Annotated in this window: 18 protein-coding genes; 8 read left to right on the top strand and 10 right to left on the bottom strand. The window is 71.3% G+C overall.

Going from position 1 to position 21514, the window contains the following annotated elements; genetic code table 11:
• Nucleotides 1-22: 22 nt before the first annotated feature.
• The 5 genes from CACI_RS26000 to CACI_RS25980 form a co-directional block, all read right to left on the bottom strand.
• The gene (locus CACI_RS26000) at nt 23-469 is read right to left on the bottom strand and encodes a GtrA family protein (protein ID WP_015793845.1); all 447 of its coding nucleotides are present in this window, start codon (nt 467-469) and stop codon (nt 23-25) included.
• A 254-nt stretch (nt 470-723) separates the two neighbouring features.
• Nucleotides 724-1932, bottom strand: coding sequence for an ROK family transcriptional regulator (locus CACI_RS25995; RefSeq protein ID WP_041542442.1), 1209 nt, complete (start codon nt 1930-1932; stop codon nt 724-726).
• A 45-nt stretch (nt 1933-1977) separates the two neighbouring features.
• Nucleotides 1978-3303 (bottom strand): KamA family radical SAM protein, encoded by a 1326-nt coding sequence (locus CACI_RS25990; RefSeq protein WP_015793843.1) that lies wholly within the window; start codon nt 3301-3303, stop codon nt 1978-1980.
• Nucleotides 3304-3312: 9 nt separating this feature from the next.
• Entirely contained in the window at nt 3313-4497 is a 1185-nt protein-coding gene (locus CACI_RS25985; protein WP_015793842.1) for a hypothetical protein, read from the bottom strand.
• A 100-nt stretch (nt 4498-4597) separates the two neighbouring features.
• The gene (locus tag CACI_RS25980) at nt 4598-5419 is read right to left on the bottom strand and encodes an SDR family oxidoreductase (RefSeq protein WP_015793841.1); all 822 of its coding nucleotides are present in this window, start codon (nt 5417-5419) and stop codon (nt 4598-4600) included.
• An 88-nt stretch (nt 5420-5507) separates the two neighbouring features.
• On the opposite strand from CACI_RS25980, the gene CACI_RS25975 reads away from it, so the two are divergent.
• Nucleotides 5508-6755 carry an NADH:flavin oxidoreductase gene (locus tag CACI_RS25975; protein ID WP_015793840.1) on the top strand — a complete coding sequence of 416 codons (1248 nt, stop codon included), beginning with the start codon at nt 5508-5510 and terminating at the stop codon, nt 6753-6755.
• Between the two features lie 178 nt (nt 6756-6933).
• Nucleotides 6934-7398: a DUF2690 domain-containing protein gene (locus tag CACI_RS25970; protein WP_015793839.1), complete on the top strand. Its 465-nt coding sequence runs from the start codon at nt 6934-6936 to the stop codon at nt 7396-7398.
• Nucleotides 7399-7486: 88 nt separating this feature from the next.
• On the opposite strand, the gene CACI_RS25965 is transcribed toward CACI_RS25970, so the two are convergent.
• The 3 genes from CACI_RS25965 to ligD (CACI_RS25955) are packed head-to-tail and all read right to left on the bottom strand — an operon-like array spanning nt 7487 to nt 10522.
• On the bottom strand, nt 7487-8170 hold the full coding sequence (locus tag CACI_RS25965) for an HAD family hydrolase (protein WP_015793838.1): 684 nt from the start codon (nt 8168-8170) through the stop codon (nt 7487-7489).
• A complete protein-coding gene (ligD, locus tag CACI_RS25960; RefSeq protein ID WP_015793837.1) occupies nt 8167-9045 on the bottom strand; it encodes a non-homologous end-joining DNA ligase in 879 nt (292 codons plus the stop codon). The genes CACI_RS25965 and ligD (CACI_RS25960) overlap by 4 nt, the downstream gene beginning before the upstream one ends.
• On the bottom strand, nt 9035-10522 hold the full coding sequence (ligD, locus tag CACI_RS25955) for a non-homologous end-joining DNA ligase (protein ID WP_015793836.1): 1488 nt from the start codon (nt 10520-10522) through the stop codon (nt 9035-9037). The genes ligD (CACI_RS25960) and ligD (CACI_RS25955) overlap by 11 nt, the downstream gene beginning before the upstream one ends.
• A 64-nt stretch (nt 10523-10586) precedes the next feature.
• Between ligD (CACI_RS25955) and ku the strand changes: the two genes are divergently transcribed.
• Entirely contained in the window at nt 10587-11630 is a 1044-nt protein-coding gene (gene ku, locus CACI_RS25950) for a non-homologous end joining protein Ku (protein ID WP_015793835.1), read from the top strand.
• Nucleotides 11631-11672: 42 nt separating this feature from the next.
• Here ku and CACI_RS25945 read toward each other — a convergent pair whose 3' ends face one another.
• Nucleotides 11673-11975: a hypothetical protein gene (locus CACI_RS25945; protein WP_015793834.1), complete on the bottom strand. Its 303-nt coding sequence runs from the start codon at nt 11973-11975 to the stop codon at nt 11673-11675.
• Nucleotides 11976-12240: 265 nt separating this feature from the next.
• Between CACI_RS25945 and CACI_RS25940 the strand changes: the two genes are divergently transcribed.
• Together CACI_RS25940 and CACI_RS25935 are read left to right on the top strand one after the other, a co-directional pair.
• Entirely contained in the window at nt 12241-13236 is a 996-nt protein-coding gene (locus CACI_RS25940) for a YihY/virulence factor BrkB family protein (RefSeq protein ID WP_015793833.1), read from the top strand.
• Nucleotides 13237-13273: 37 nt separating this feature from the next.
• Nucleotides 13274-14203 carry a hypothetical protein gene (locus CACI_RS25935; RefSeq protein WP_015793832.1) on the top strand — a complete coding sequence of 310 codons (930 nt, stop codon included), beginning with the start codon at nt 13274-13276 and terminating at the stop codon, nt 14201-14203.
• A gap of 9 nt (nt 14204-14212) precedes the next feature.
• Here CACI_RS25935 and CACI_RS25930 read toward each other — a convergent pair whose 3' ends face one another.
• A complete protein-coding gene (locus CACI_RS25930; RefSeq protein WP_041542437.1) occupies nt 14213-15169 on the bottom strand; it encodes an NADPH:quinone oxidoreductase family protein in 957 nt (318 codons plus the stop codon).
• Nucleotides 15170-15439: 270 nt separating this feature from the next.
• Between CACI_RS25930 and CACI_RS47205 the strand changes: the two genes are divergently transcribed.
• The 3 genes from CACI_RS47205 (at nt 15440) to CACI_RS25915 (ending at nt 21513) form a co-directional block, all read left to right on the top strand.
• Nucleotides 15440-16393 carry a hypothetical protein gene (locus tag CACI_RS47205; RefSeq protein ID WP_143765398.1) on the top strand — a complete coding sequence of 318 codons (954 nt, stop codon included), beginning with the start codon at nt 15440-15442 and terminating at the stop codon, nt 16391-16393.
• Between the two features lie 129 nt (nt 16394-16522).
• The gene (locus CACI_RS25920) at nt 16523-18130 is read left to right on the top strand and encodes a DNA polymerase Y family protein (RefSeq protein ID WP_015793829.1); all 1608 of its coding nucleotides are present in this window, start codon (nt 16523-16525) and stop codon (nt 18128-18130) included.
• Nucleotides 18130-21513 (top strand): error-prone DNA polymerase, encoded by a 3384-nt coding sequence (locus CACI_RS25915; protein WP_015793828.1) that lies wholly within the window; start codon nt 18130-18132, stop codon nt 21511-21513. Before CACI_RS25920 ends, CACI_RS25915 begins: the two co-directional genes overlap by 1 nt.
• Nucleotide 21514 lies beyond the last annotated feature (1 nt).

The following is a 21514-nucleotide window of genomic DNA, read 5'->3' as shown; positions in this document are numbered from 1 at the left end:
TTCGGCCCCTGATGCTGGCGGATCAGGGGCCGACGGCGTTCTCGGTACTGTCAACGTTCCGGAAGACCACCCAGCGCATCACGCAGTACATATAGGCGCCCTCAGCGAGCCCGGACAACACCCGCGCCACGGTGTATCCGGCACCCAACGCGGTCAACCCGCTGCCGACACCGAGCACGAAGACCAGGTAGTTGACGCCGACCGCGACCACATAGCGCGCCGTCTGCGGACCCAGCGCGCCATGCGACCGGAAGTTGAACGCCCGATTCAGCACGAAGCTCAAAGCGAACGCGGTCAGGTAGGAGACCGTGACCGCCGCCGGGTAAGGCCAGTGCAGCAGCCGATGCGCCAGGGTCAGCAGCACGAGGTCGACCGAGAAGGTGAACCCATTGATCACCGCGAACCCGAGCAGACTCGGCGCCACCACCCGCGCCAGCCCGAACGGCAGCCGCCGCCCGACAGCAGCCATCAAGGCATGAAACCGCAGCCCTCGCCGCGCCGCACGATCGTCGGCAGGCGGGGACGCGACGACGATGTTCTCCTGAGCCACGCGGGCAGGGTAGTGGGAGGAGCGGTCTACTTCGCGAACACCGGGCAACGGCGCGGCGCCTGATGAGCTCCAAACCAGCAGCTGCTCTGTTCTGGGACTGGCTAGAGTGCCTGTCTCCTAACCCTGATGCAGTCCCGAACCAGCAGTTCGGGACCCCAACATCCGCGCACGCCCTAAGCCCTGAAATAGTCCCGAATCAACTGCTCCACCGTCAGCGAAGCCGCCAGCGCCTCCGCCCCGGCCAGCACCGCGCCGCTTCCCAGCGCCGAGGTCTCCAGGCGTGGCGGGTACGGCAGGCGGCCGGCGAGCCGCTCGGCTACCGGGGTGAGCAGCAGGTCGCCGTTCAGGCCGATGCCGCCGCCGAGCACGACCAGCTCGACGTCCACCACCGCTGAGGCGACCGCGGCGTAGTTCGCGATGCGGCGTGCCTCCTCGCGGACCACGTCCTGGGCTGCGGCGTCGTCGGCGCGCGCCAGCTCGAAGACGCGCTCCATGGTCAGTTCCTGGTCGTCGGAGAGCTCGCCGGGCAGCTTCTCGGCGGCGTACTGCAGGATCGCCTGGGCGCAGGGGTCCATCATCGGCGGGACTTCCGGCTCCGGTCCGTCGGGACCCTCGACGATGTCGGGTTCGAAGGCGCTGTCGAGCTCGCCCGCCGCGCCCTTGAAGCCGCGCAGGAGGTTGCCGCCGAGGACGAGGCCCGCGCCGACGCCGGTGCCGATGGATAGGAACAGGAAGCTGTCGGCGGTGCCGCCGCTGCCGCGGGCGTATTCGCCGTGTGCCGCGAGGTTGATGTCGTTCTCGACCGTGACTGGGATCTGGAGCGCTTCGCTGAACCTTTCGCGCGCGGTGAAGCCGTCCATGCCGGGGACGTTCGTCGCCTGCCACACGCGGCCGTCGCGCTGGTCCACCACGCCGGGGACGCCGACCACCGCGTGCTGGACCGAGGCCGGTGCCACGCCGGCGGCCTCGACGAGCTCGCGGGCCAGGTCCACCGCGGCGGCGACCATCTCCTCGGCGCTGCGGCCCTCGACCTCGGCGTCGCGGCGGACCACCTCGGTGCCGTCCAGGCCGACCAGGGCCGCGCGCAGGTGGCGGGCGCCGACGTCGAAGGCGACCGCGTGGGCCGCCTCGGGGCGCGGCTTGAAGAACACCGCGCCGTAGGTGAAGCCGCGGGAGGCGTCGGCGGTCTCCACGACCAGCCCGATCTGCAGCAGATCCTCCAGCACCGCCGAGACCGTCGGCTTGGAGATCCCGGTGGCCCGCGAGATCTCCGCGCGCGAGATCGGCGCGTTCTCCCCGATGACGCGCCACACCGTCCGCAGGTTCAGCTCGCGGACCGTGGCCGACGTCGCCGGGGTCGGCCGGGCAGCTGGTGAGTTCATCGCCCCAGGATAGGGAACGGGGTCGGGGTGGTCGATCACCTGGGTTCAGTCCTGCCCGGCCGCCACCGCCGCGCGGATGTCCGCCGGGGTGCCGGGGGCGAGTTCGAGATCGTCGATCCATGCCGCATCCGCCGAGTAAACCGCACGGAAAGGCCGCCCGACCAGTCGGGGATCCCTTGCCTGCAGATAGCGCAGTTCGAAGAAGCGCCCCGCCCCGGGCTCCTCGGCCACGCCGTCGACCACGACCTTCCCGCCGGTCGTGGACATCACCGGGCCGCGCACGGTGCGCGCCAGCCCCGGCAGGGCGCTGTAGGCGTCGCGGAACACCTCGGCGGCGCGCGCCAGCGGCACCTTGAAGTAGTCGCGCGGTCCGGTGTCGCGGGCCACGAACATGTAGTACGGCACGGCGCCGGCGCGCTGCTCGGCGCGCCAGAGCCGGGCCCAGGCCGCGGCGTCGTCGTTGACCCGGCCGATGATCGGCGCCTGGCAGTACACGAGCGCGCCGGTGTCGCGGATGCGGGACAGCGCGGTGCGCGCGATGGCCGGTTCCAGCTCCACCGGGTGGCTCAGGTGCGCCATCAGCGCCGGGGTCTTGCCGGCCTCGGCGATCTGCTCGAACAGCCGCAAGGTGGCGTCGGCGTCGTGGTCGCTGACGTAGCGGTGCGGCCAGCTGGCGACCGACTTGGTGCCGATGCGCACCGTCTGCAGCGATTCCACGGCCAGGAACGGCTCCAGGTGCTGCCGCAGCCGCTCGGCCGTCATCACCATCGGGTCCCCGCCGGTGACCAGCACGTCGGTGACCTCCGGATGCCGGCGCAGATACGCCACGGCGCGCGCGGGGTCGGCGGCGGAGAACCGGAGCTCGGGCTCGCCGACGAACTGCGCCCAGCGGAAGCAGTAGGTGCAGTACGCGTGGCAGGTCTGGCCCGCGGCCGGGAAATACAGCAGCGTCTGCTCGTACTTGTGCTGCGTGCCCGGCAGCGGTCCGTCGGGGTCGCTGGGGACGTTCAGGTCCTGCTGGTGCTCCGGATGCGGGTTCATCCCGGCCCGGATGGCCGCGATCGTGCGCGCCAGCTCGCCGGCGTCGCCGCCGTCGCGGGCCGCGGTGAGCCGCTGCTCGTCCTCGGGGGAGAGCATGCCGGGCTGCGGGAAGAACAAATGGAAGACCGGGTCGGCGTCCGGCGCCGACCAGTCGATCAGTTCACTGAGTACGTACTCGTTGACCCGGAAGGGCAGGACCAGCGAGAAAAGCCGGACGCTCTCGCGGAGCTGCGGATCCAGTCCGTACTTCGCGGCGATCTCGTCCAGACGGTTGGGCCCGAGGGCTTGGAAGCGGTTCCCGCCGGGACGGCCGGCGGCGGTGTGCTGCACAGCCTGACGCTACACGGCGGCGGTGACCGATGGATCCGAGGTTCGCAGCAGGAGATAGGCCGTGTCGGGGATCTCCCCGTAGACCCTGCGGAAGGCGGCGTCCAGCAGCGCCCCGACCTGGCTCCGGTCGGCGGGCTCCAGCCGGTAGTCCCGGCCGCCGTTGACCGCCGAGATCTCGCCGACGGCCCGCCGCATGAAGCGCTCGACGCGGCGGGAGGCCACGAAGCGACGGCCGTCGAGGTCGACGAAGCGGACCAGGTACGTGCGCTCGATATTGCCGTCGGCGACGGTGATCGGGGTCAGCGCCTGGTGTGGCGCGGCGGCGTGCCAGACCGCCTGGAAGCGGTTGTTGACGAAGGACCCCAGCGCGCTGTCGACGGTGACCTCCAGCTGCTCGGCGCGCCCGGACAGCTTGCCGACCGGGTAGAACGACACCAGAGCGCGGTCGTCCCAGCGGTACATGGTGATGTCCGGACCGGAGGAGTACAGCCGCACCTGGAAGTCGGCGGCGGCGCCGAGCCCGCGCGGGCCGCCCTCCTGCTCGAAGGCGCGGTGCAGCCGGGCCACCGTCTCCAGATTGCGCTCCAGCATCGGGCCCAGCTCGTCGGCGCGGCCCAGTTCCAGGTCGCGCTGCTCGGCGGCCAGGGTGGTCGGGTTGATCAGCAGGACCCTGATGGACACCCCGCGCGCCACCGCCTCGCGCACCATCGTCTCGAAGCGCTGCGCGTAGGGCTCGGCGAGCAGGTTGGAGTAGGTGTCCAGGATGCGGATCACGCTGGTCGCGCGGTCGGCGCTGCCGAGGAACTGCGAGTAGTCCAGCTCGGCGTGCTCCCGGACGCCGCCCTGCCCGGCGCGCTCGATGATCGGGGTGATCACGTAGATGGTGAACACCGCGCCGATCAGGTCCGCGGCGGTGTTCAGCGCGAAGTTCGGCCAGTACGGCGCGACGGTGCGGCCGATCCAGCTCAGCGTGAGGATCGCCGCCAGGCCGACGAAGAGCCCGATGATCCAGCGCGGGTCCGGGGCGCGGCGTCCGCGCAGCGCCAGCGGCGGGCGCAGCCGCCAGATCAGGGATATGCGACGCGGCGGCGCGGGCGGACGCCGCGGCGGCAGCGGCGCGGGTGGTCGGCGCGTGAGCACGCGGCGGCGGCGTCGGTCGTCGTCATCTGCGTATCCCCGGTCCCCCAATGCCATGCTGCCGAAGGCTACTCACGATGATCGAGTTCTGCCAGGGCTCACATACCAGGGCTCAGATGCCAGAGCTCACACGTCAGAGCTCAGGCTCACAGATCGCTCATGTCTGCGGCGGCTGTCGCCCCGCCTCCCACGGCGCCGGCCAATCCCTGCCTCGCAAAGCCGCGTCCGTGCCGCCGTCGCAGAACAGCACCGAGCCGACGATGAAAGAGGCCTGATCCGACAGCAGGAACGCCACCGCCGCCGCGACCTCCTCCGGGCGCCCGGCGCGGCCCAGCGGGATGGTCTTCTCGAAGGCGGTCATGCCGGCGGCGGTCAGGGAGTCGGTCCGGCTGGCGCGCGTCATCGGGGTGTCGATCATGCCGGGGGCGATGGCGTTGAGCCGGACGCCGTCGGCGATCCAGTCGGCGGCGCGGGTGCGGGTGTACCAGGCCAGCGCGGCTTTGGTGGCGGGGTAGGCCCGCACGGCGCCGAGGTCGCCGTACTCCTCGGCCAGGGCGCGCGCCGCCGGCTCGTCGCCGCTCAGGCAGGCTTCGGCCAGCTCGGTCGGCCAGCCGGGCTGGCAAGTGGTGGAGTTCGAGGAGGGCAGCACCACCGCGCTGTTCCCGGCCGCCTTCAACGCCGGGCGCAGGGCCTCGAGCACGGCGACGGCGCCGAAGTAGTTCACCGAGACCAGCCGGGAGCCGGGGCGGGCGGTGGCGGGGGCGAGGCCGGCGAAGGGGAGCAGGCCGTCCAGGCGGCCGTCGCAGAGTTCTGTGACAGCGGCGACGGCGGCGCTGCGGCCCTCCGGCGTGCCCAGGTCCGCCTCGACCTCGGTACCGGCCAGGTCCACGCCGATGACCCGGTGGCCGTCGTCGGCCAGCCAGGTGGCGAGGGTCGCGCCGATCCCGGAGGCGGCGCCGGTGACGGCGATGGTGGCCATGGCGGGCAGCGTATGCCGGACCGGCACATAATGTAAGAGCATTCACAGGGCGCTCGGCCGGCTCTGGCATGTTCGCGGGCGCCGGTTTATGGTCCGCGCCGTGACCACGTCTGCGGGTTTCCCGAGTGAATCAGGGTCCGAATCAAGGCCCGAGTCGGCGCGCGAATCAGCACCCGATGTCCTGGCGCCGGCGACCCTCGGCCCGGTTCGCCTGCGCAACCGGATCATCAAGTCCGCCACCTTCGAGGGCGCCACCCCCGACGCCCTGGTCACCGACGACCTCATCGCCTACCACCGCCGCCCGGCCGCCGGCGGCGTGGGCATGACCACGGTCGCCTACCTCGCCGTCAGTCCGGAAGGACGTACCGAGCGCCGCCAGATCCACTGGCGCCCCGAAGCCGTGCCGGGACTGCGCACCCTGACCGACGCCGTCCACGCCGAGGGCGCCGCCGTCGCCGCTCAGATCGGGCACGCAGGGCCCGTCGCCGACGCGCGCTCCAACCGTGCCGCGGCCCTGTCCTGCTCGCCGATGCTGAACCCGGTCACCTTCCGCCGCACCCGCGCCGCGACCGCCGCCGACATCGAGCGGATCACCGCCGCCCACGCCCGCGCAGCTCGCCTGGCGATCGAATCAGGGTTCGACTCCGTCGAGATCCACCTCGGCCACAACTACTTCGCCAGCGCCTTCCTGTCTCCGCGCCTGAACAAGCGCGACGACCAATTCGGCGGCTCGCTCGCCAACCGCGCCAAGGTCGCGCTGGGCTTGGCGCGCGCCGTCCGCGACGAGGTCGGCGACCGGATCGCGGTGACCGCGAAGCTGAACATGGAGGACGGCTACCCCGGCGGACTGCGCATCGAGGACAGCTTGCAGGTCGCGCAGTGGCTGCAGCGCGACGGCACCCTCGACGCCCTGGAACTGACCGCCGGCAGCTCCCTGATGAACCCCATGTATCTGTTCACCGGCGATGTGCCCCTGCGCGAGTTCGCGGCGCAGTTCCCGCCGTTGCCGCGCCTGGGAATCCGCTTGTTCGGCAAGAAGTTCCTGCGCTCCTACCCCTATCAGGACACGTATCTGATGGAGCGCGCCCTGCGCTTCCGTGCCGAGCTCTCCCTCCCGCTGATCCTGCTCGGCGGCGTCACCACGCGCGCCACCATGGACCGCGCGATGGCCGCCGGCTTCCAGTACGTGGCGATGGCGCGTGCCCTGCTGCGTGAGCCGGATCTGGTCAACCGCATCGCCGCCGACGCCACCACGCCGTCGGCATGCACCCACTGCAATCGATGTATGCCGACCATCTACACCGGGACGCGGTGCCCCGAGATCAGCCGACCCTGATCCCGGCACCGGCCGTGCCCCGCGCACGCTCCCTCATCCCCCGAACGGCGCACGGCGGCTCGCCACCGCGCGCTGGCGGCGGCAGAGGATGGCTGAGGTGTTCGACACCAGGCGTCGCCTTCGGGTCGACGGGTTCTCCCGCCGCGACGGCGCTTTCTGATCCCCCAGAGGGGGAGTCATGTTCCCTCGTCGAATCGCTTCCCGTATCGGAGTGGGACTCGGCGCGATCGCTCTGGCGAGCGCCCCGCTGGCGGCCTCTGCGGCCACCGCGACGCACCTGCCGGCCCACACTCCGGCCTCGTGCAGCAACCAGGGCTGCAACGGCAAGGACCCGGCCGCGACCGGCTGCTCCACGACCTTCCAGGCCCGCACCATCCGCACCGCGCCGATCATGAGCCACGGCAAGCAGGTCGGCTGGGTCGAGCTCCGCTGGTCGCCCTTCTGCGGCAACAACTGGGCCCGCGTCATCTCCACCACCGGCCCGGCCACCCTCGCCGCCACCGCCACCCGCGCCGACCACGCCAAGACGTCCGCCACCGGCAAGGGCACCGCCCTGTGGACCCCGATGATCTTCGGCCGCGACCTCTGCGTCTCCGCGACCGGCACCATCAACGGCGCCACCGCCACCACCACCTGCGGATGACCAGATCCAGGACTTGTCCCCGACAGGCGGGGCGGGCGCACGACATTGGCGCCCGCCCCGCACCCTTACCCCGGCAACGCCCCAAGCCTCAGACCAGCCCCAGCACCTCAGTCAGGGAACTGATGACCGCCACGCCGAGCGCTTCAGCTTCCGCCGAGCCATCGCCCTCATCCCGCACCATCGCGCACCCCTGATATCCCAGCGCGATAGCGGCAGCGACCAACTCCGGAGCGTCGTCCACGAACAGGCAGTCGGCCGGGGCGAGCCCGAGCGCCTCGCTGGCGTGGTGGTACATCCTCGGGTCCGGCTTGTGGCAGCCCAGGACGGCGGAGATCGCGTAGGCGTCGAAGAAGTCGCCCATTCCCAGGGCCGCATGCAGATCAGGCAGGTTCGGCCAGGCGTCGGACACCACCGCCATCGGGACGCCCCGGGCGCGCAACGTCGTCAACGTCGCGACGACTTCCGGGAACGTCTCCAGAACCGCGGTCGGCGGGACGTCTTTCACCAGTGCCGCCAACAACTCCGCCGACGCCTCGACGCCGATGTGGTGCAGCATCGCGCGATGGTAGTCGTCCAGATCCGGCGTCGAAGTCACCGCGGCCATGAAGCGGTCGCCCTCGCGCACCGCCTCGGCCAGTTGCTCATCGGTCACCTGCGCGGCGTGGTCCTTCACCGTCGCCTCGAAATCGGCACGCGGGTTCCACCGGCCGCCGATGGGCCGCATCAGGACGCCGCCGGAGTCGAGCAGAAGCGCTAGGGGAGTGGAAGTCACAGCCCTGATAGTAAATCGCCGTGCTCGGCGACCTGTTCCAGTGCGCGTGCCGGGGGGAAGCGCAGGTCCTCGGGATGTTTTGCTGCCGCTAGTTGCTCCCAGGTCACCGGGGTCGACACCGCTGGGTGCGGTGTGGCGCGTAGGGAGTAGGGCGCGATGGTGGTCTTGGCGTGGGTGTTTTGTGACCAGTCGACGAATACCTTTCCGGGGCGTTCCGCCTTGGACATGCTCGATACCACCAGGTCGGGGTGCGTGCCTTCCAGGGCGCGGGCGATGGTGTGTGCGAGTTCGCGGGCTTGCTCGCCGGTGACGTCGGTCAGTGCTGCGTACAGGTGGAGGCCCTTGGCTCCGGAGGTTTTTGCGCGCAGCTCCAGGTCGTGCGTGGCCAACAGGTCGCGGGCGGCGAGTGCGACGCGGACGCAGTCCACGACTGTGGCCGGTGCGCCTGGGTCCAGGTCTAGGACCAGCAGGTCGTGGTGTTGCTGGTCCGAGACGCGCCATTGGGGTACGTGGAACTCGATCGCGGCCAGGTTCGCTGCCCACATCAGGGAGGGCAGGTCGTCGATGAGGACGTACTCGACCTGCTTGCCGGAGCTGGTGGCGGCGATGTCGGCGGTGCGGATCCAGGACGGGCGGTGCGCCGGGGCGTGCTTGGCGAAGAACCCTGATGTGTCCACGCCGTCCGGGTAGCGGATGAACGTCACCGGGCGGCCGGCCAGGTGCGGCAGCATCACCGGTGCGATGTGTGCGTAGTAGTCGAGGATCTCGCCCTTGGTGAAGCCGTCGTCCGGATACAGGACCTTGTCCAGGTTCGTCAGCTTCACCGAGCGGCCGTCGATCTCGACGGTCTGCGAAGCTCGCGCGTCAGGACTCACGGACCACCTCCGCGGCGTCCTTGTCGGTGCGGATGCCCTTGAACACCGGGTGGCGCAGCCGGCCCTTCGACGTCCACTCCCCGAACGTCACCTCGGCCACCACCACCGGCTCGACCCACGTCGCCACGCGCGCGTCGACGGCGTCCACGGCAGTGGCGAACGGACTCTCGGCCACCGCCAGCTCCGACAGCGCCTCCAGCAGAACCCTGCGATCCTGCTCGGTGAAGCCGCTGCCCACCTTGCCGACGTAGCGCAGCCGCCCGGCCTCGTCCGGCACGCCCAGCAGCAGCGCGCCGATCTGGGATCCCCGGGCCGCACGTCCGGTGGCGGCGCCCTGGCTCTTCAACGGCGTGAAGCCGCCGATCACCGCCGACTGGGACTCGGTCAGCTTGACCTTGCGCCACGCTGGCGAGCGCGTCCCGGGCTGGTACGTCGAATCCAGCCGCTTGGCCACCACGCCTTCCAGCCCGGCGGCGCGCGCCGCCTCCAGCACGTCGGCCACGGGTGTGTCAGGGAACGAAGGCGGGGTCTGCCAGTGCGGTCCGGACAGCTCCAGGGATTCCAGCAGCTCCCGGCGGTCCTTGTAGGGCAGGTCCAGGGTCGAGCGGCCGTCCAGATGCAGCAGGTCGAAGACCAAGTACGAGGCCGGATTCGTCCGGGACAGCCGCGCCGCCTCCGATCCGCTGGTGCCGAAGCGGGTCTGCAACGCCCCGAAGCTGACCTTGCCGTCCTCGTCCAGCGCGATGATCTCGCCGTCCAGTAGCAGCTGCGCGCTGCTGACCGTCTTGGCCAGGGCTTTGAGCTCGGGGTAGGTTTCGCTGAGGTCGTTGCCGTTGCGCGAGCGCAGCCGGGCCCGGCCGCCCTCGACCCGGCACAGGGCCCTGATACCGTCCCACTTGAACTCGCAGGCCCAGCCGGCGCCGGCCGGGGCGGTGCCGGGGATCGCCAGCATCGGCCGCAGGTCGTCGGGGACCGCCGCGAAGTCAGGGTCCTGACCCTTCTCGCGGTGGATCATCCAGTCGGAGCCGCCGGTGCGGAACAGGGTGTAGTGGCCGGAGAGGCGCTCGCCCGTCAGTTCGACTTTGACCTCGTCGTCGGTCCACTTCTCCACTACGTACGTGCCGCGGTCATACGTGGCAACGGTTCCCGCGCCGTATTCGCCGGCCGGGATGCGTCCGGTGAAGTCGGCGTATTCGACCGGATGGTCCTCGGTGTGCACGGCGCGGTGGTTGCGCTTGGGGTCGGTGGGGACGCCCTTCGGTAGCGCCCAGGAGACCAGCACGCCGTCACGCTCCAGGCGGAAGTCCCAGTGCAGGGCGGTGGCGCGGTGTTCCTGGACCACGAAGATCGGTTTCCTGCCTCTGCGCGTCCTCGGTTTCGCCTCGGGCGCTGTCTCAGGTGCTGCCTCGGGCACCGGCTCGGGCGTGCGCGCCGCGTCGCGCTTGGCGCGGTAGGCGTGCAGGCGGTCCGGGTCCACGGCTCCATGACATCCCGGGCCCGGCCGGGGTGCGAGTCCGGATGATCCGAATTAGCGTCGGGGCATGCGGGCGATCTGGAGCGGCGTCATCTCCTTCGGCATGGTGACGGTGCCGGTGAAGATGTTCGGCGCGACCGAGGAGAAGCGGGTCGCGTTCCACCAGGTGCACGCCGCCGACGGCGGCCGGGTGCGGCAGAAGCGGGTGTGCGAGCTGGACGGCGAGGAGGTGTCGCTGTCCGACGTGGCCAAGGGCTACCAGCTCCCCGACGGCGACGTGGTCGTGCTCACCTCCAAGGACTTCGAAGGGCTGCCGGAGGCGATCGCCAAGACCATCTCGGTCGAGGCGTTCGTGCCCGAGGAGCAGATCGATCCGATCATGTATTCGAAGTCCTACTACCTGGCGCCGGACAAGCTCGGCGTGCGGCCCTACGCGCTGCTGCGCGACGCGATGTCGGCATCGGGCCGGGTCGCGGTGGTGCGGTTCGCGATGCGGGAGCGGGAGAGCCTGGCGGCGCTGCGCGTGCGCGAGGGCGTGCTGGTGCTGGAGACCATGCTGTGGGCGGACGAGATTCGCAAGCCCGACTTCGACTTCCTGGACTCCAAGGTCGAGCCCAAGAACGCCGAGCTGAAGATGGCCGAGCTGCTCATCGATTCCCTGAGCACCGACTTCGACCCCGCCGAGTACCAGGACAGCTACCGCGAGGCGCTGGAGGAGGTCATCGAGGCCAAGGTCGCCGGGCGCGAGGTGGTGACGCCGCCGGCGCCGGCCGAGGGCGGGGCGCAGGTGATCGACCTGATGGCGGCGCTGAAGGCGAGCGTGGAGGCGGCGAAGAAGACGCGCGGCGGCGAGGGCGAGACCGGTAAGGCAGAGAAGACCGGGAAAACCGAGAAGGCCGAGAAGGAGAGCGCGAAGCCGGCTGCGAAGAAGACCGCCGCGGCGAAGAAGAGCGCGGCGGCCAAAAAGACCGCCGCGTCGGCGTCGAAGAGCGCTGCGACGCCGTCGCGGGCGGCCAAGGGGGCGCGGGGTACGGCGAAGACCGCGGACTTGCACAAGCCGGCCCGCAAGAAGCCGGCGACGAAGTCGACGTCGACGCGGCGGAGTGCCTGAGCGCTCTCCGCTTTCCGCGGCGACGTCTATTTACCGGTCATTTTACAGGTCGTTCACGAGCCGACGGATGATTCCGCCCACCACGAGGTAGAACACTGCGGCAATGCCATAGTTCAGCGTGATGTTCAGGTCGTGGCTGTCGGGCGTGAAAAGGTTCAGGAACCAGGTCGCGAACCATGCCGCCCAGTCCCCGTCCGTGCTCACGATGTCGTTGCCGGCATTGGCGTTGAGCAGGACGAAGATGATGTGCGCGATGATGATGACCGCGATGATGACGGCCACCAGGAAGATGAGATCCCCGGGCGCGCGTCTGTGGTAGAACCGTGTGCGGGTCTCAGTGCTCACGAGCGAGATCCTTTCTCTACGGCTGACGAACGCCGCGCTGTCACGATGCTGTTCGGAAAGAACGCGGTCCCCGCTCTTGGTAAGTGGCTGGCCACCGCCCTGATAACCCCTTCCGGAGAAACGAAACTGTGGATCTGTTCGAATGGCGCATGAGGGTGTTTTGGGCGAATAAGTCCGCTGATGCCCGGCGAGAGGGCCTGTAGCGTCGACGGACACGCATGCAGCGCGCTTGTGTCGTGACCGCCGAACCGGATACAAGCTCTGGATGCGACGGAAAACGGAAAGCCGCCTCGAGCGACGCCTCAGCGGGGCGAAGCCGGCCGCGAGCCTTGAGGAGACTTCCAAGACGGCTGCCAAGGCGGCTGTCGAACAGGAGCCTGACAAGGTCGACCGGCTTCCGCAGCTGTCCGTGCGGAACTGGCTGTCAGTGCTCAAGCGCTCCGCGGTGGCGGCCCACACCGACGAGTTGGTGGACCGGGCCGCGGCCTTGACGTACTACGGCTTTCTGGCCGTGTTCCCCACGCTGCTGCTGGCGATATCCGTGCTCGGCCTGCTCGGTACCTCCACCGTCAACACGGTCTTGGACAACGTGCAGAAGCTCGCCCCCGGATCGGTGCACGACGTCCTGCGCACCGCCATCACCCAGGTGCGAGCCAGCGGCGGGACGGGCGGGACGCTGGCGATCGCCGGTGTGCTCGGTGCGCTGTGGTCCGCCTCGGGCTACGTGGGCGCTTTCATCCGGGCGTCGAACGTGGTGTACGGCGTGCGGGAGAACCGGCCGATGTGGAAGACCACGCCGCTGCGCATAGGACTCACGATGCTGATGATGGTGACCTCGATGGTCAGCATCGTGATCGTGGTGTTCACCGGACCGCTGGCCGACCGAACCAGCCAGATCCTGGGACTGGGGCACACCGCCTTCACGATCTGGTCGATCGTGAAGTGGCCGGTGCTGGTGTTCTTGGTGGCCGCCATGATCGTGCTGCTGTTCTGGGCGGCGCCGAAGACCCACGGCGTCCGGCGCTTCCGCTGGATCTCCCCGGGCAGCCTGCTGGCGGTCGTGCTGTGGCTGGTCCTGTCCACCGGCTTCGCCACCTACATCGCGAACTTCGCCTCCTACAACAAGACCTACGGCACGGTGGCCGGCGTGATCGTGTTCCTGTTGTGGCTGTGGCTGTCGAACTTGGCGATACTGCTCGGACTGGAATTCGACGTCGAGCTGACCGCCGAGCACGCGACTCTGGCGGCTGCGCGAGCTTGATCCGGTGGCCGGACGGCCGCCACGGGGAGGGAATGCCATGGCTGAGTCGGCGCCATCGGTCACCGGAGCTGATCGGACCCCGCGACCGCTGCTGTGGCTGGGATTTGCCGCCATCGCCGGCGCGCTGAGCGTCCCGCTGGCCGGTGCAGCCGGAGGACTGCTCGGCGACGCGCTGCGCGGCGGAATCCTCGCTCTGTTCGAGCTCGTCATCGCCGGTAGCCTGCTGGTGTTCTCCCCGATCGCGGTTCGCAAGGCGGCCGGCGGCTTGCTCGGATTCGCGCCCCGCAAGGCCCGGCGGGTCACGGCGATCGTCGTCGTCCTCGGCCTGCTGCCGTGGTTCCTGGAAGCGGCGGTTCACCTCTCGAGCACGGACCGGTGGCAGCTCTACTGGCCCGGCTGGGTCCTGTACACCGTCGTCTTCACGCTGGTGGCGGCAGCGGTCGCGCTCCAGGACGTCACGCGCGCCGTCGCTGTCGCCGCGGTCGCGGTACTGACCGCCGCTGCCTGGCTGCCGATGCGGCACGCACTGGTCGCAGACCTCGCCGACTCCGCGGTGCACCGGCTCGGCGATCCCCCGCGCTCACTGCTGCGCGTGGTGAGCTGGTCGGACTACTCCAGCAGCAGCTACACCTACCGCGCGGGCGTCGTCACCCGCGTCTTGGACCCGGTGACATCCCTTCCCGTCTCGGATGACTTGACCGCGTATCTCCTCGTGTCGAAGGTCGGCGGATCAACACCCTGCGATGCGCCGTTCCCGCACGGCAGTGGTGACGGCAAACTCGAGGCGACGCCGTGCACCCCGGCCGGAGACGGCGTCTGGGTGCGCGGCGATTGCGAGGCGCTGACCCTCGATCAGGGCGTGGCCGTCCAGGTCATCGACGACCAGTGCCCGGGATCGCGGCAGCTCGTCGAAGTGCTGCGGAGCCAGCGGCCCGCCACGGACGCGGAGATTCTCGCGTTGACGTGAGGCGGTGTATCAGGGCACGACTACCAGCCGGCCCACGTTCTCCCCGGCGGCCAGCCGGGTCAGCCCGGCCGGCGCCTCCTCGAACGACAGGCGCGCGCCGACGAGGGTCTTGATGGTGCCGTCGGCGGCCATCCGGGTCAGCTCGCGGTGGCAGGCCGCCACGGCTTCGGGGTCCTTGGCGCGGTACAGACCCCAGTGCAGGCCGAGGATCGAGTAGTTCTTGACCAGGGCGTGGTTCAGCGGGGGAGCCGGGATGGTGCCGCCGGCGAAGCCGACCACGACGATGCGCCCCTCGAAGGCGACACACTTCGTCGAGCCCTGATACGCATCGCCCCCGACCGGATCGTAGACCACATCCGCGCCGCGACCGCCGGTGGCCTCCTTGACCGCCGCGACGAAGTTGCCCTCCCGCCGGTCCACCACCACATCAGCCCCAAGCGCCCGCGCTGCCTCGGCCTTGACCGGCCCGCCGACCACGGCGATCACCCGCGCCCCGGCAGCCTTGCCCAGCTGCACCGCCGCACTGCCGACCCCGCCGGCCGCAGCGTGCACCAGCAGCGTCTCCCCAGGCTGGAGCTTGGCCCGCCGATGCAGCCCGAACCAGCCAGTCTGGTAGGCCAACAGGAAGCCGGCGGCCTCGGCGTCGTCAAGGGAATCAGGACACGGATACACCGAGTCCGACTCCATGAGCGCATACTCAGCCAGCGCCCCGGTCGGCAGCACCGGCGTCCCCACAACCCGCTCCCCGCTCCCCACCACCTCGCCGCACAACTCCACCCCCGGCGTATAGGGCAGCGGCGGCTGCACCTGATACTGCCCGCGACACATGAGCACGTCAGGAAAGTTCAGCGCGGCACCCCGCACCCGCACCAGCACCTGCCCGGCACCAGCCTCAGGCACCGGCACCTCAACCGCGCGCATCACATCAGCGGGCTCGCCATGGGTGGTGACCTGCCAGGCTCTCAACGCGGTGACCTCTCGCTCGATGCGGTTGCCCATGAGCGTCGCGCTGCTGTCCGGCGGCGGTGTGGGCCCGTCCCGGCATGCTCTCACTCGAGGCGAGCGATCACCAGCGGCGCGGGGATCACGGCGGCGCTCTTCAGCACCACCAGCCACACCAGTCACTCCAGCATCATCAGCCTCACCCGTCACAGGCTTCTGTAGTCGCACCGCTGCGATCCGCCAAGAAGCCGCTCACCAGTTGACACGTTCGAACGAAACTTCGAATATGGCCGGGTGGCACTGATCGCGCATACGTTCGATGACGACGCGGACCGCGCGGCGGCTGTGGCGCGGTTGCGGGTCTTGGTCGGTGGGGACGCGGGCGGGGTGCGGGCGGGTCCGGGGGCGGGGGCGGCTGCGTCGCAGGTCGGGGGTGGTGTCGGTGCGGGTGCTGGTGTAGGTGCGGGTGCTGGTGTAGGTGCTGGTGGTGCGAGTGGTGCTGTCGGTACCGGGGCGGCGTTCGATGCCGAGGGCGCGGGCGCTGCGGACGTGCCCGTGCTCGCCGCGCTGCGGACGCTGGTGCCCGGGGGTGCGTTGCGGCGTGGCGGGGTGCTGGCGGTGGGGGATCGGGTGCGGCCGTGTGGGGATGCGCCGAGCTATCTGGCGTTGGCGTTGGCGGCGGGGGCGTCGGCGGGTGGGGCTTGGTGCGGGGTGGTGGGGTTGCCGGCGTTCGGGATCGCGGCGGCTTCGGGGATGGGCGCGGACCTGGGGCGGTTCCTGATGCTGGACGAGCCTGGTGAGCGCTGGGCTGAGGCGGTGGGGGTGCTGGCCGGTGCGGTGGACCTGGTGCTGGTGCGGCCGCCGCGTCGGCCCGGTGGTGAGCAGGTGCGCCGGATCGGCGCCCGGCTGCGGCGTACGGCCCGTCAGCGGGGCGCGGTGCTGGTGGTGGCCGGGGACTGGCCGGGCGCTGACCTGCGGCTGCGGCTGACGGAGACGGCCTGGTCCGGTCTCGGTGACGGTACCGGGCACCTGGCCGGCCGCCGGGTCACGATCGCCGCCGACGGTCGGGGTGCCGCCGGACGTGAGCGCACCGCCCTGCTGTGGCTTCCAGCCGCCGACGGAGCGGTCCGCGAGTGGGTCGCGGAGACGGACGCGCCGATGCTGCCGGCAGACGGCGGCGATCAGCGGTTCGGGGTGTCGGCACAGATCCGGGACGGCGGTGAGGTCGTGCAGTTGTGGAGCGCATAGAAGATCCATCGCCTAGGTGAGGACGCCGGACCGCTGATGGGGCGGCCTGACGCCGCGCGTAGCCAACACAGCTGGCAGGAGTTGGTAACGCGCCGAAGAAGCCGCACGCAGCAAGGAAAGGAGCCACCGGTGTCCGCGCACCCCGCCGTCCCCGACCGGGCGCTGGCCGTGTGGTGCCCGGATTGGCCGGTGCTGGCGGTCGGCGCCGATCCGGACACCGCGGCGGCCGTGGTCGTCAAAGGGCTGATCGCGGCGTGCTCGGCGGCGGCGCGCGCCGAGGGGGTGCGGCGCGGGCAGCGGACGCGTGACGCGCAGCGGCTGGCGCCGGGGCTGGCGCTGCACGCGCGGGACGAGGCGGCCGAGGCGCGCGCCTTCGAGCCGGTGCTGGCGGTGCTGGCCGACTTCACGCCGCGGTACGAGGTGGTGCGGCCGGGGTTGGCGGCGCTGCCGCTGGAGGGTCCGGCGCGCTACTTCGGCGGCGAGGATCTGGTGGTGCGGGCGATCCGGGACCGGGTCGGGGAGGCGGGCATCGGCGCCGGGGTGGGGGTGGCCGACGGGGTGTTCGCCGCCTCGCTGGCCGCGCGTAGCGATACCCAGGTGGTGCCGGGGCGGACCGCGGAGTTCCTGGCGTCCTTCCCCACCTCGGTGCTGGACCTGCCGGAGCTGGTCGACCCGCTGTCCCGGCTAGGGGTGCGGACCCTGGGCCGGCTGGCCGAACTGCCGGCGGACGCCATGACCGGCCGGTTCGGCGCGGCCGGGGTGGCGGCGCACCGGCTGGCCCGCGGTCTGGACGCCCAGCCGCCCGCGCCGTTGCGTCAGGGTCCTGATCTGGCGGTGGAGGCGGTCTTCGACCCGCCGGCCGACGGCTCGGAGCGGATCGTGTTCGCCGCCAAGGCGCTCGCCGACGAACTGCACGCGGTGCTCGCCCAAGCCGGCGTGGCCGGGGTCCGGGTGGCGGTGGAGATCCACGGCGCCGCCGGTCCCGGCGCCGAACCCGAGGTCTCCTACCGGCTGTGGCGGCACGAAGGGCTGCTGTCGAGCACGGCGGTCGCCGAGCGCGTGCGCTGGCAGCTGTCCGGCTGGCAGACCGCGCTGCAGGCAGACCATCAAAACCCTGACAATCAAAACCCTGACACCCCTGGCGTCTCACCCGAAACCCCCACCGCCGACCAAGGCATCACCCGCCTGCGCCTCATTCCGGACCACCTCGTCCCGGCGCGCGGCGTGCAGCCCGGTCTGTGGGGCGCGAACGAAGCCCCGGACCGCATCGCCCGCGCCGCCGAGCGCCTGCAGGCGATGTACGGCCCGAACGCCGTCACGCTCCCGGCCGACGCCGGCGGCCGCAGCCCGGCGGACCAGGGCGTCCGCACCTCCTACGGCGACCTGCCGCCGACCGGGGCCGAGCCCGCGCCCTGGCCCGCCGCGCTTCCGGCGCCGGCGCCCGCCGACGTCCCGCGCGCGCCGCGCCCGGCCGAGGTCACCGACGCCGCCGGCGCGCCGGTCGGGGTCTCCGGGCGCCTGCGGATCTCCGCCCGGCCCGCGCGGCTGGCGCTGCCGGAGGGCGGCGAGCGTCTCAGGATCCTGTCGTGGGCCGGTCCCTGGCCGCTGGCCGAGCGGTGGTGGGAGCCGGAGGCGGCGGTGCGCCGGGCCCGGTTCCAGGCCGTCACCGACGACGGCCGCGCCTGGCTGCTGAGCGTGCAGGACGGCCGCTGGTTCGTCGAGGCGGTGTACGACTGATGAGCACCTTCAACCCGGTCATCCCCTGGCGCGAGCTGGAGAAGCGCCTCACCTGGGGACGTTACGGCGAGGCCGTGCCTGCTGCCCCCGGACCGGAGGCGGCAGCTGCGGCGCCGCCGGACCCGGAGTCCCGCCGCAGCGCCAAACTCGATCCGCCCTACGCCGAACTCCACGCGCACTCCCACTTCTCCTTCCTCGACGGCGCCTCCAGCCCCGCCGAGCTGGTCGCCGAGGCCGCCCGGCTGGGTCTGCACGGCCTGGCCGTCACCGACCACGACGGCTTCGCCGGCGCCATGCAGTACAAGCAGGCCGCCGAGGACGCCGAGCTGGCCACGGTCTTCGGCGCCGAGCTGTCGCTGGAGCTGACCGCGGCTCGCACCGGCGTCACCGATCCGGCAGGCAGCCATCTGCTGGTGCTGGCCCGCCGCGCCGAGGGCTACCGGCGGCTGTCGGCGGCGATCGGCAAGGCGCAGCTGGCCGGGCAGGAGAAGGGCAAGCCCGTCTATGTCCTGGACGATCTGGCCGAGGCCGCCGCCGACGGCGACTGGACCATCCTGACCGGCTGCCGCAAGGGCACCGTGCGCCAGGCGCTGGAGCGCCACGGCCTGACCGAGGCCGGTTTCGAGGCCGCCGACGCCGAATTGCGCAAGCTGATGGACCTGTTCGGCGATCGCAATGTCCTGATCGAGCTCACCGACCACGACCAGCCGCTGGACGACGCCCGCAACCGTCTCCTGGCCCGCCTGGCCGCCCGCCACGGCCTGCCGACCGTGGCCACCGGCAACGTCCACTACGCCCGCCCGGCCGACTACCGCCTCCACACCGCCATGGCCGCGCTGCGGGCCCGCCGCACCCTGGCCGAGATGGACGGCTGGCTGCCCGGCGCGCCCACCGCGTATCTGCGCAGCGGCGCCGAGATGCTCGCGCGCTTCCCCGTGCACGAGTTCGGCCGCGCCGTGGTCCGCAGCGCCGAGCTGGCCGCCGACCACGCCTTCGACTTCAAGACCATCAACCCGCAGCTGCCCGACTACCCGGTGCCCGAAGGACACACCGAGGCCAGCTGGCTCAGACATCTGACATACCTCGGCGCCGCGCAGCGCTACGGCTCCGAAAGCGAGAATCCCAAGGCCTACCACCAGATCGCCTACGAACTCGACGTCATCGAGCAGCTGAAGTTCCCCGGCTACTTCCTCATCGTCTACGACATCGCAGAGTTCTGCCGGGCCCAGGGCATCCTGGCCCAGGGCCGGGGCTCGGCCGCCAACAGTGCGGTCTGCTTCGCCCTGGGCATCACCAGCGTCGACTCGGTCCGGCACGGCCTGGTCTTCGAGCGCTTCCTGTCCCCGGTGCGCGACGGCCCACCGGACATCGACGTCGACATCGAGGCCGGGCGCCGCGAGGACGTGATCCAGCACGTCTACGCCAAGTACGGACGCGACCGCGCGGCCATGGTCTGCAACGTGATCACCTACCGCGCCCGGCTGGCGCTGCGCGACTCGGCGCGCGTTCTGGGCTACTCCCCGGGCACCGTCGACGCCTGGGCCGGGACCATCGGGCCGCACGAAGGCGTCCCGGACGGCTCGGAGGAGATCCCCGAACAGGTGCTGGAGCTGGCCGGACGGCTGCAGCGCCGGCCGCGGCACCTGGGCATCCACAACGGCGGCATGGTGATCGTGGACCGGCCGCTGGCGCAGGTGGTGCCGATCGAGTGGGCGCGCCGCGAGGGCCGCACGGTCCTGCAGTGGGACAAGGACGACTGCGCGGCCGCCGGGCTGGTGAAGTTCGACCTGCTGGGCCTGGGCATGCTCGGCGCGATCCACGACGCGCTGGACCTGATCGCCGAGCACCACGGCACCCGCCTGGGCCTGCACGACCTGCCGCAGGACGGGGACCCCGAGGCGGACGCGGTCTACGCGATGATCCAGGACGCCGACACCGTCGGGGTGTTCCAGATCGAGTCGCGGGCCCAGATGGTCACGCTGCCGCGGCTGAAGCCGAAGTGCTTCTACGACCTCGTGGTCGAGGTGGCGCTGATCCGCCCCGGGCCGATCCAGGGCGGCGCGGTGCATCCGTATCTGCGGCGGCGCAACGGCGACGAGGAGGTCACCTACCCGCACCCCACGCTGGAGCCGGTGCTGGAGCGCACGCTGGGCGTCGTGCTGTTCCAGGAGCAGGCGATGCAGATGGCGATCGCGGCGGCCGGGTTCAGCGCCGCCGAGGCCGACCGGCTGCGCCAGGCCATGGGTTCCAAGCGGTCGCCGGAGCGGATGGCGGAGCTCAAGGAGCGGCTGATGGCCGGGATGGCCGAGCGCGGCATCACCCCGGAGACGGGTGAGGACATATACGCCAAGCTGCACGCCTTCTCAGGGTACGGATTCCCGGAGTCGCACTCGGTGTCGATGGCGTACATCGTGTGGTGCAGCTGCTATTTGAAGCGTTACTACCCGGCGGCGTTCACCGCCGCGCTGCTGAACAACCAGCCGATGGGCTTCTACAGCCCCGGATCGCTGGTCACCGACGTGCGGCGGCACGGGGTGCAGGTGAAGCGGGTGGACGTGAACGCCTCGGGGGCGAAGGCGACGTTGCAGAGCCCTGACAAGCCCTACGGCTCTGGCTCCGGCTCCGGCTCTGGTTCTGGCTCCGACCGGACGCGGCACCGGCACGCCTCGCCGATCGCGCAGCCGGCCGTCCGGCTGGGCCTGAGCAGCGTGCGCGACCTCGGCGACGACGCGGCCGAGCAAGTCGTCGCCGAGCGGACGGCGGGCGGTCCGTTCACCGGCGTCGAGGACTTCATCGTGCGCACCGGGTTGTCGCGCTCGACGCTGGAGGCGCTGGCCACCGCCGGGGCGTTCGGGTGCTTCGGACTGGACCGCCGCGAGGCGCTGTGGACGGCCGGCGCGCTGGCCGGCACCACCGCCGGACACCTGCCGGGCACCGCGCCGGGCACGACCGTCCCGCAGCTGGACCCGCTCACGCCGGTGGAGGTCACGCTGGCCGACCTGTGGGCCACCGGCACCAGCCCGGAGGACCACCCGATCGGCCACCTGAGGTGGCGGCTCGCGATGCGCGGCGTGACCCCCGCCGTCGAACTGCGCACCGCGCGCAACCGCAGCCTGGTACGGGTCGCCGGACTGGTCACACACCGGCAGCGGCCGCCGACGGCGCACGGAACGTGCTTTCTGAGCATGGAGGACGAGACCGGGCTGATCAACGTGATCTGCCCGGCGCCGGTGTGGGAGGCGCAGCGGAAGGTGGCGCTGCGGTACGGGGCGCTGCTGATCCACGGGACGCTGGAGCGGACGGACGGGGCGGTGAACGTGGTGGCGGGGCGGATCGCCCGGCTCGACGTGGTGGTTCCCGATCGCAGTCGGAACTTTCGGTGAG

Origin of the sequence: Catenulispora acidiphila DSM 44928, from assembly GCF_000024025.1 — a bacterium.
Taxonomy (GTDB): domain Bacteria; phylum Actinomycetota; class Actinomycetes; order Streptomycetales; family Catenulisporaceae; genus Catenulispora; species Catenulispora acidiphila.
Note: the sequence above shows the minus strand (reverse complement) of the source record. Positions and strands in the feature narration are given on the sequence as shown.

Bases quoted from the DNA above. Each gene is read 5' to 3' on its own strand.
- CACI_RS25995 (WP_041542442.1), bottom strand. From the start codon at position 1,932: ATGAACTCACCAGCTGCCCGGCCGACCCCGGCGACGTCGGCCACGGTC.
- ku (WP_015793835.1), top strand. From the start codon at position 10,587: ATGCGGGCGATCTGGAGCGGCGTCATCTCCTTCGGCATGGTGACGGTG.
- CACI_RS25915 (WP_015793828.1), top strand. From the start codon at position 18,130: ATGAGCACCTTCAACCCGGTCATCCCCTGGCGCGAGCTGGAGAAGCGC.
- CACI_RS25935 (WP_015793832.1), top strand. From the start codon at position 13,274: ATGGCTGAGTCGGCGCCATCGGTCACCGGAGCTGATCGGACCCCGCGA.
- CACI_RS25980 (WP_015793841.1), bottom strand. From the start codon at position 5,419: ATGGCCACCATCGCCGTCACCGGCGCCGCCTCCGGGATCGGCGCGACC.
- CACI_RS25940 (WP_015793833.1), top strand. From the start codon at position 12,241: ATGCGACGGAAAACGGAAAGCCGCCTCGAGCGACGCCTCAGCGGGGCG.
- CACI_RS25985 (WP_015793842.1), bottom strand. From the start codon at position 4,497: ATGGCATTGGGGGACCGGGGATACGCAGATGACGACGACCGACGCCGC.
- CACI_RS26000 (WP_015793845.1), bottom strand. From the start codon at position 469: ATGGCTGCTGTCGGGCGGCGGCTGCCGTTCGGGCTGGCGCGGGTGGTG.
- CACI_RS25975 (WP_015793840.1), top strand. From the start codon at position 5,508: ATGGTCCGCGCCGTGACCACGTCTGCGGGTTTCCCGAGTGAATCAGGG.
- CACI_RS25970 (WP_015793839.1), top strand. From the start codon at position 6,934: ATGTTCCCTCGTCGAATCGCTTCCCGTATCGGAGTGGGACTCGGCGCG.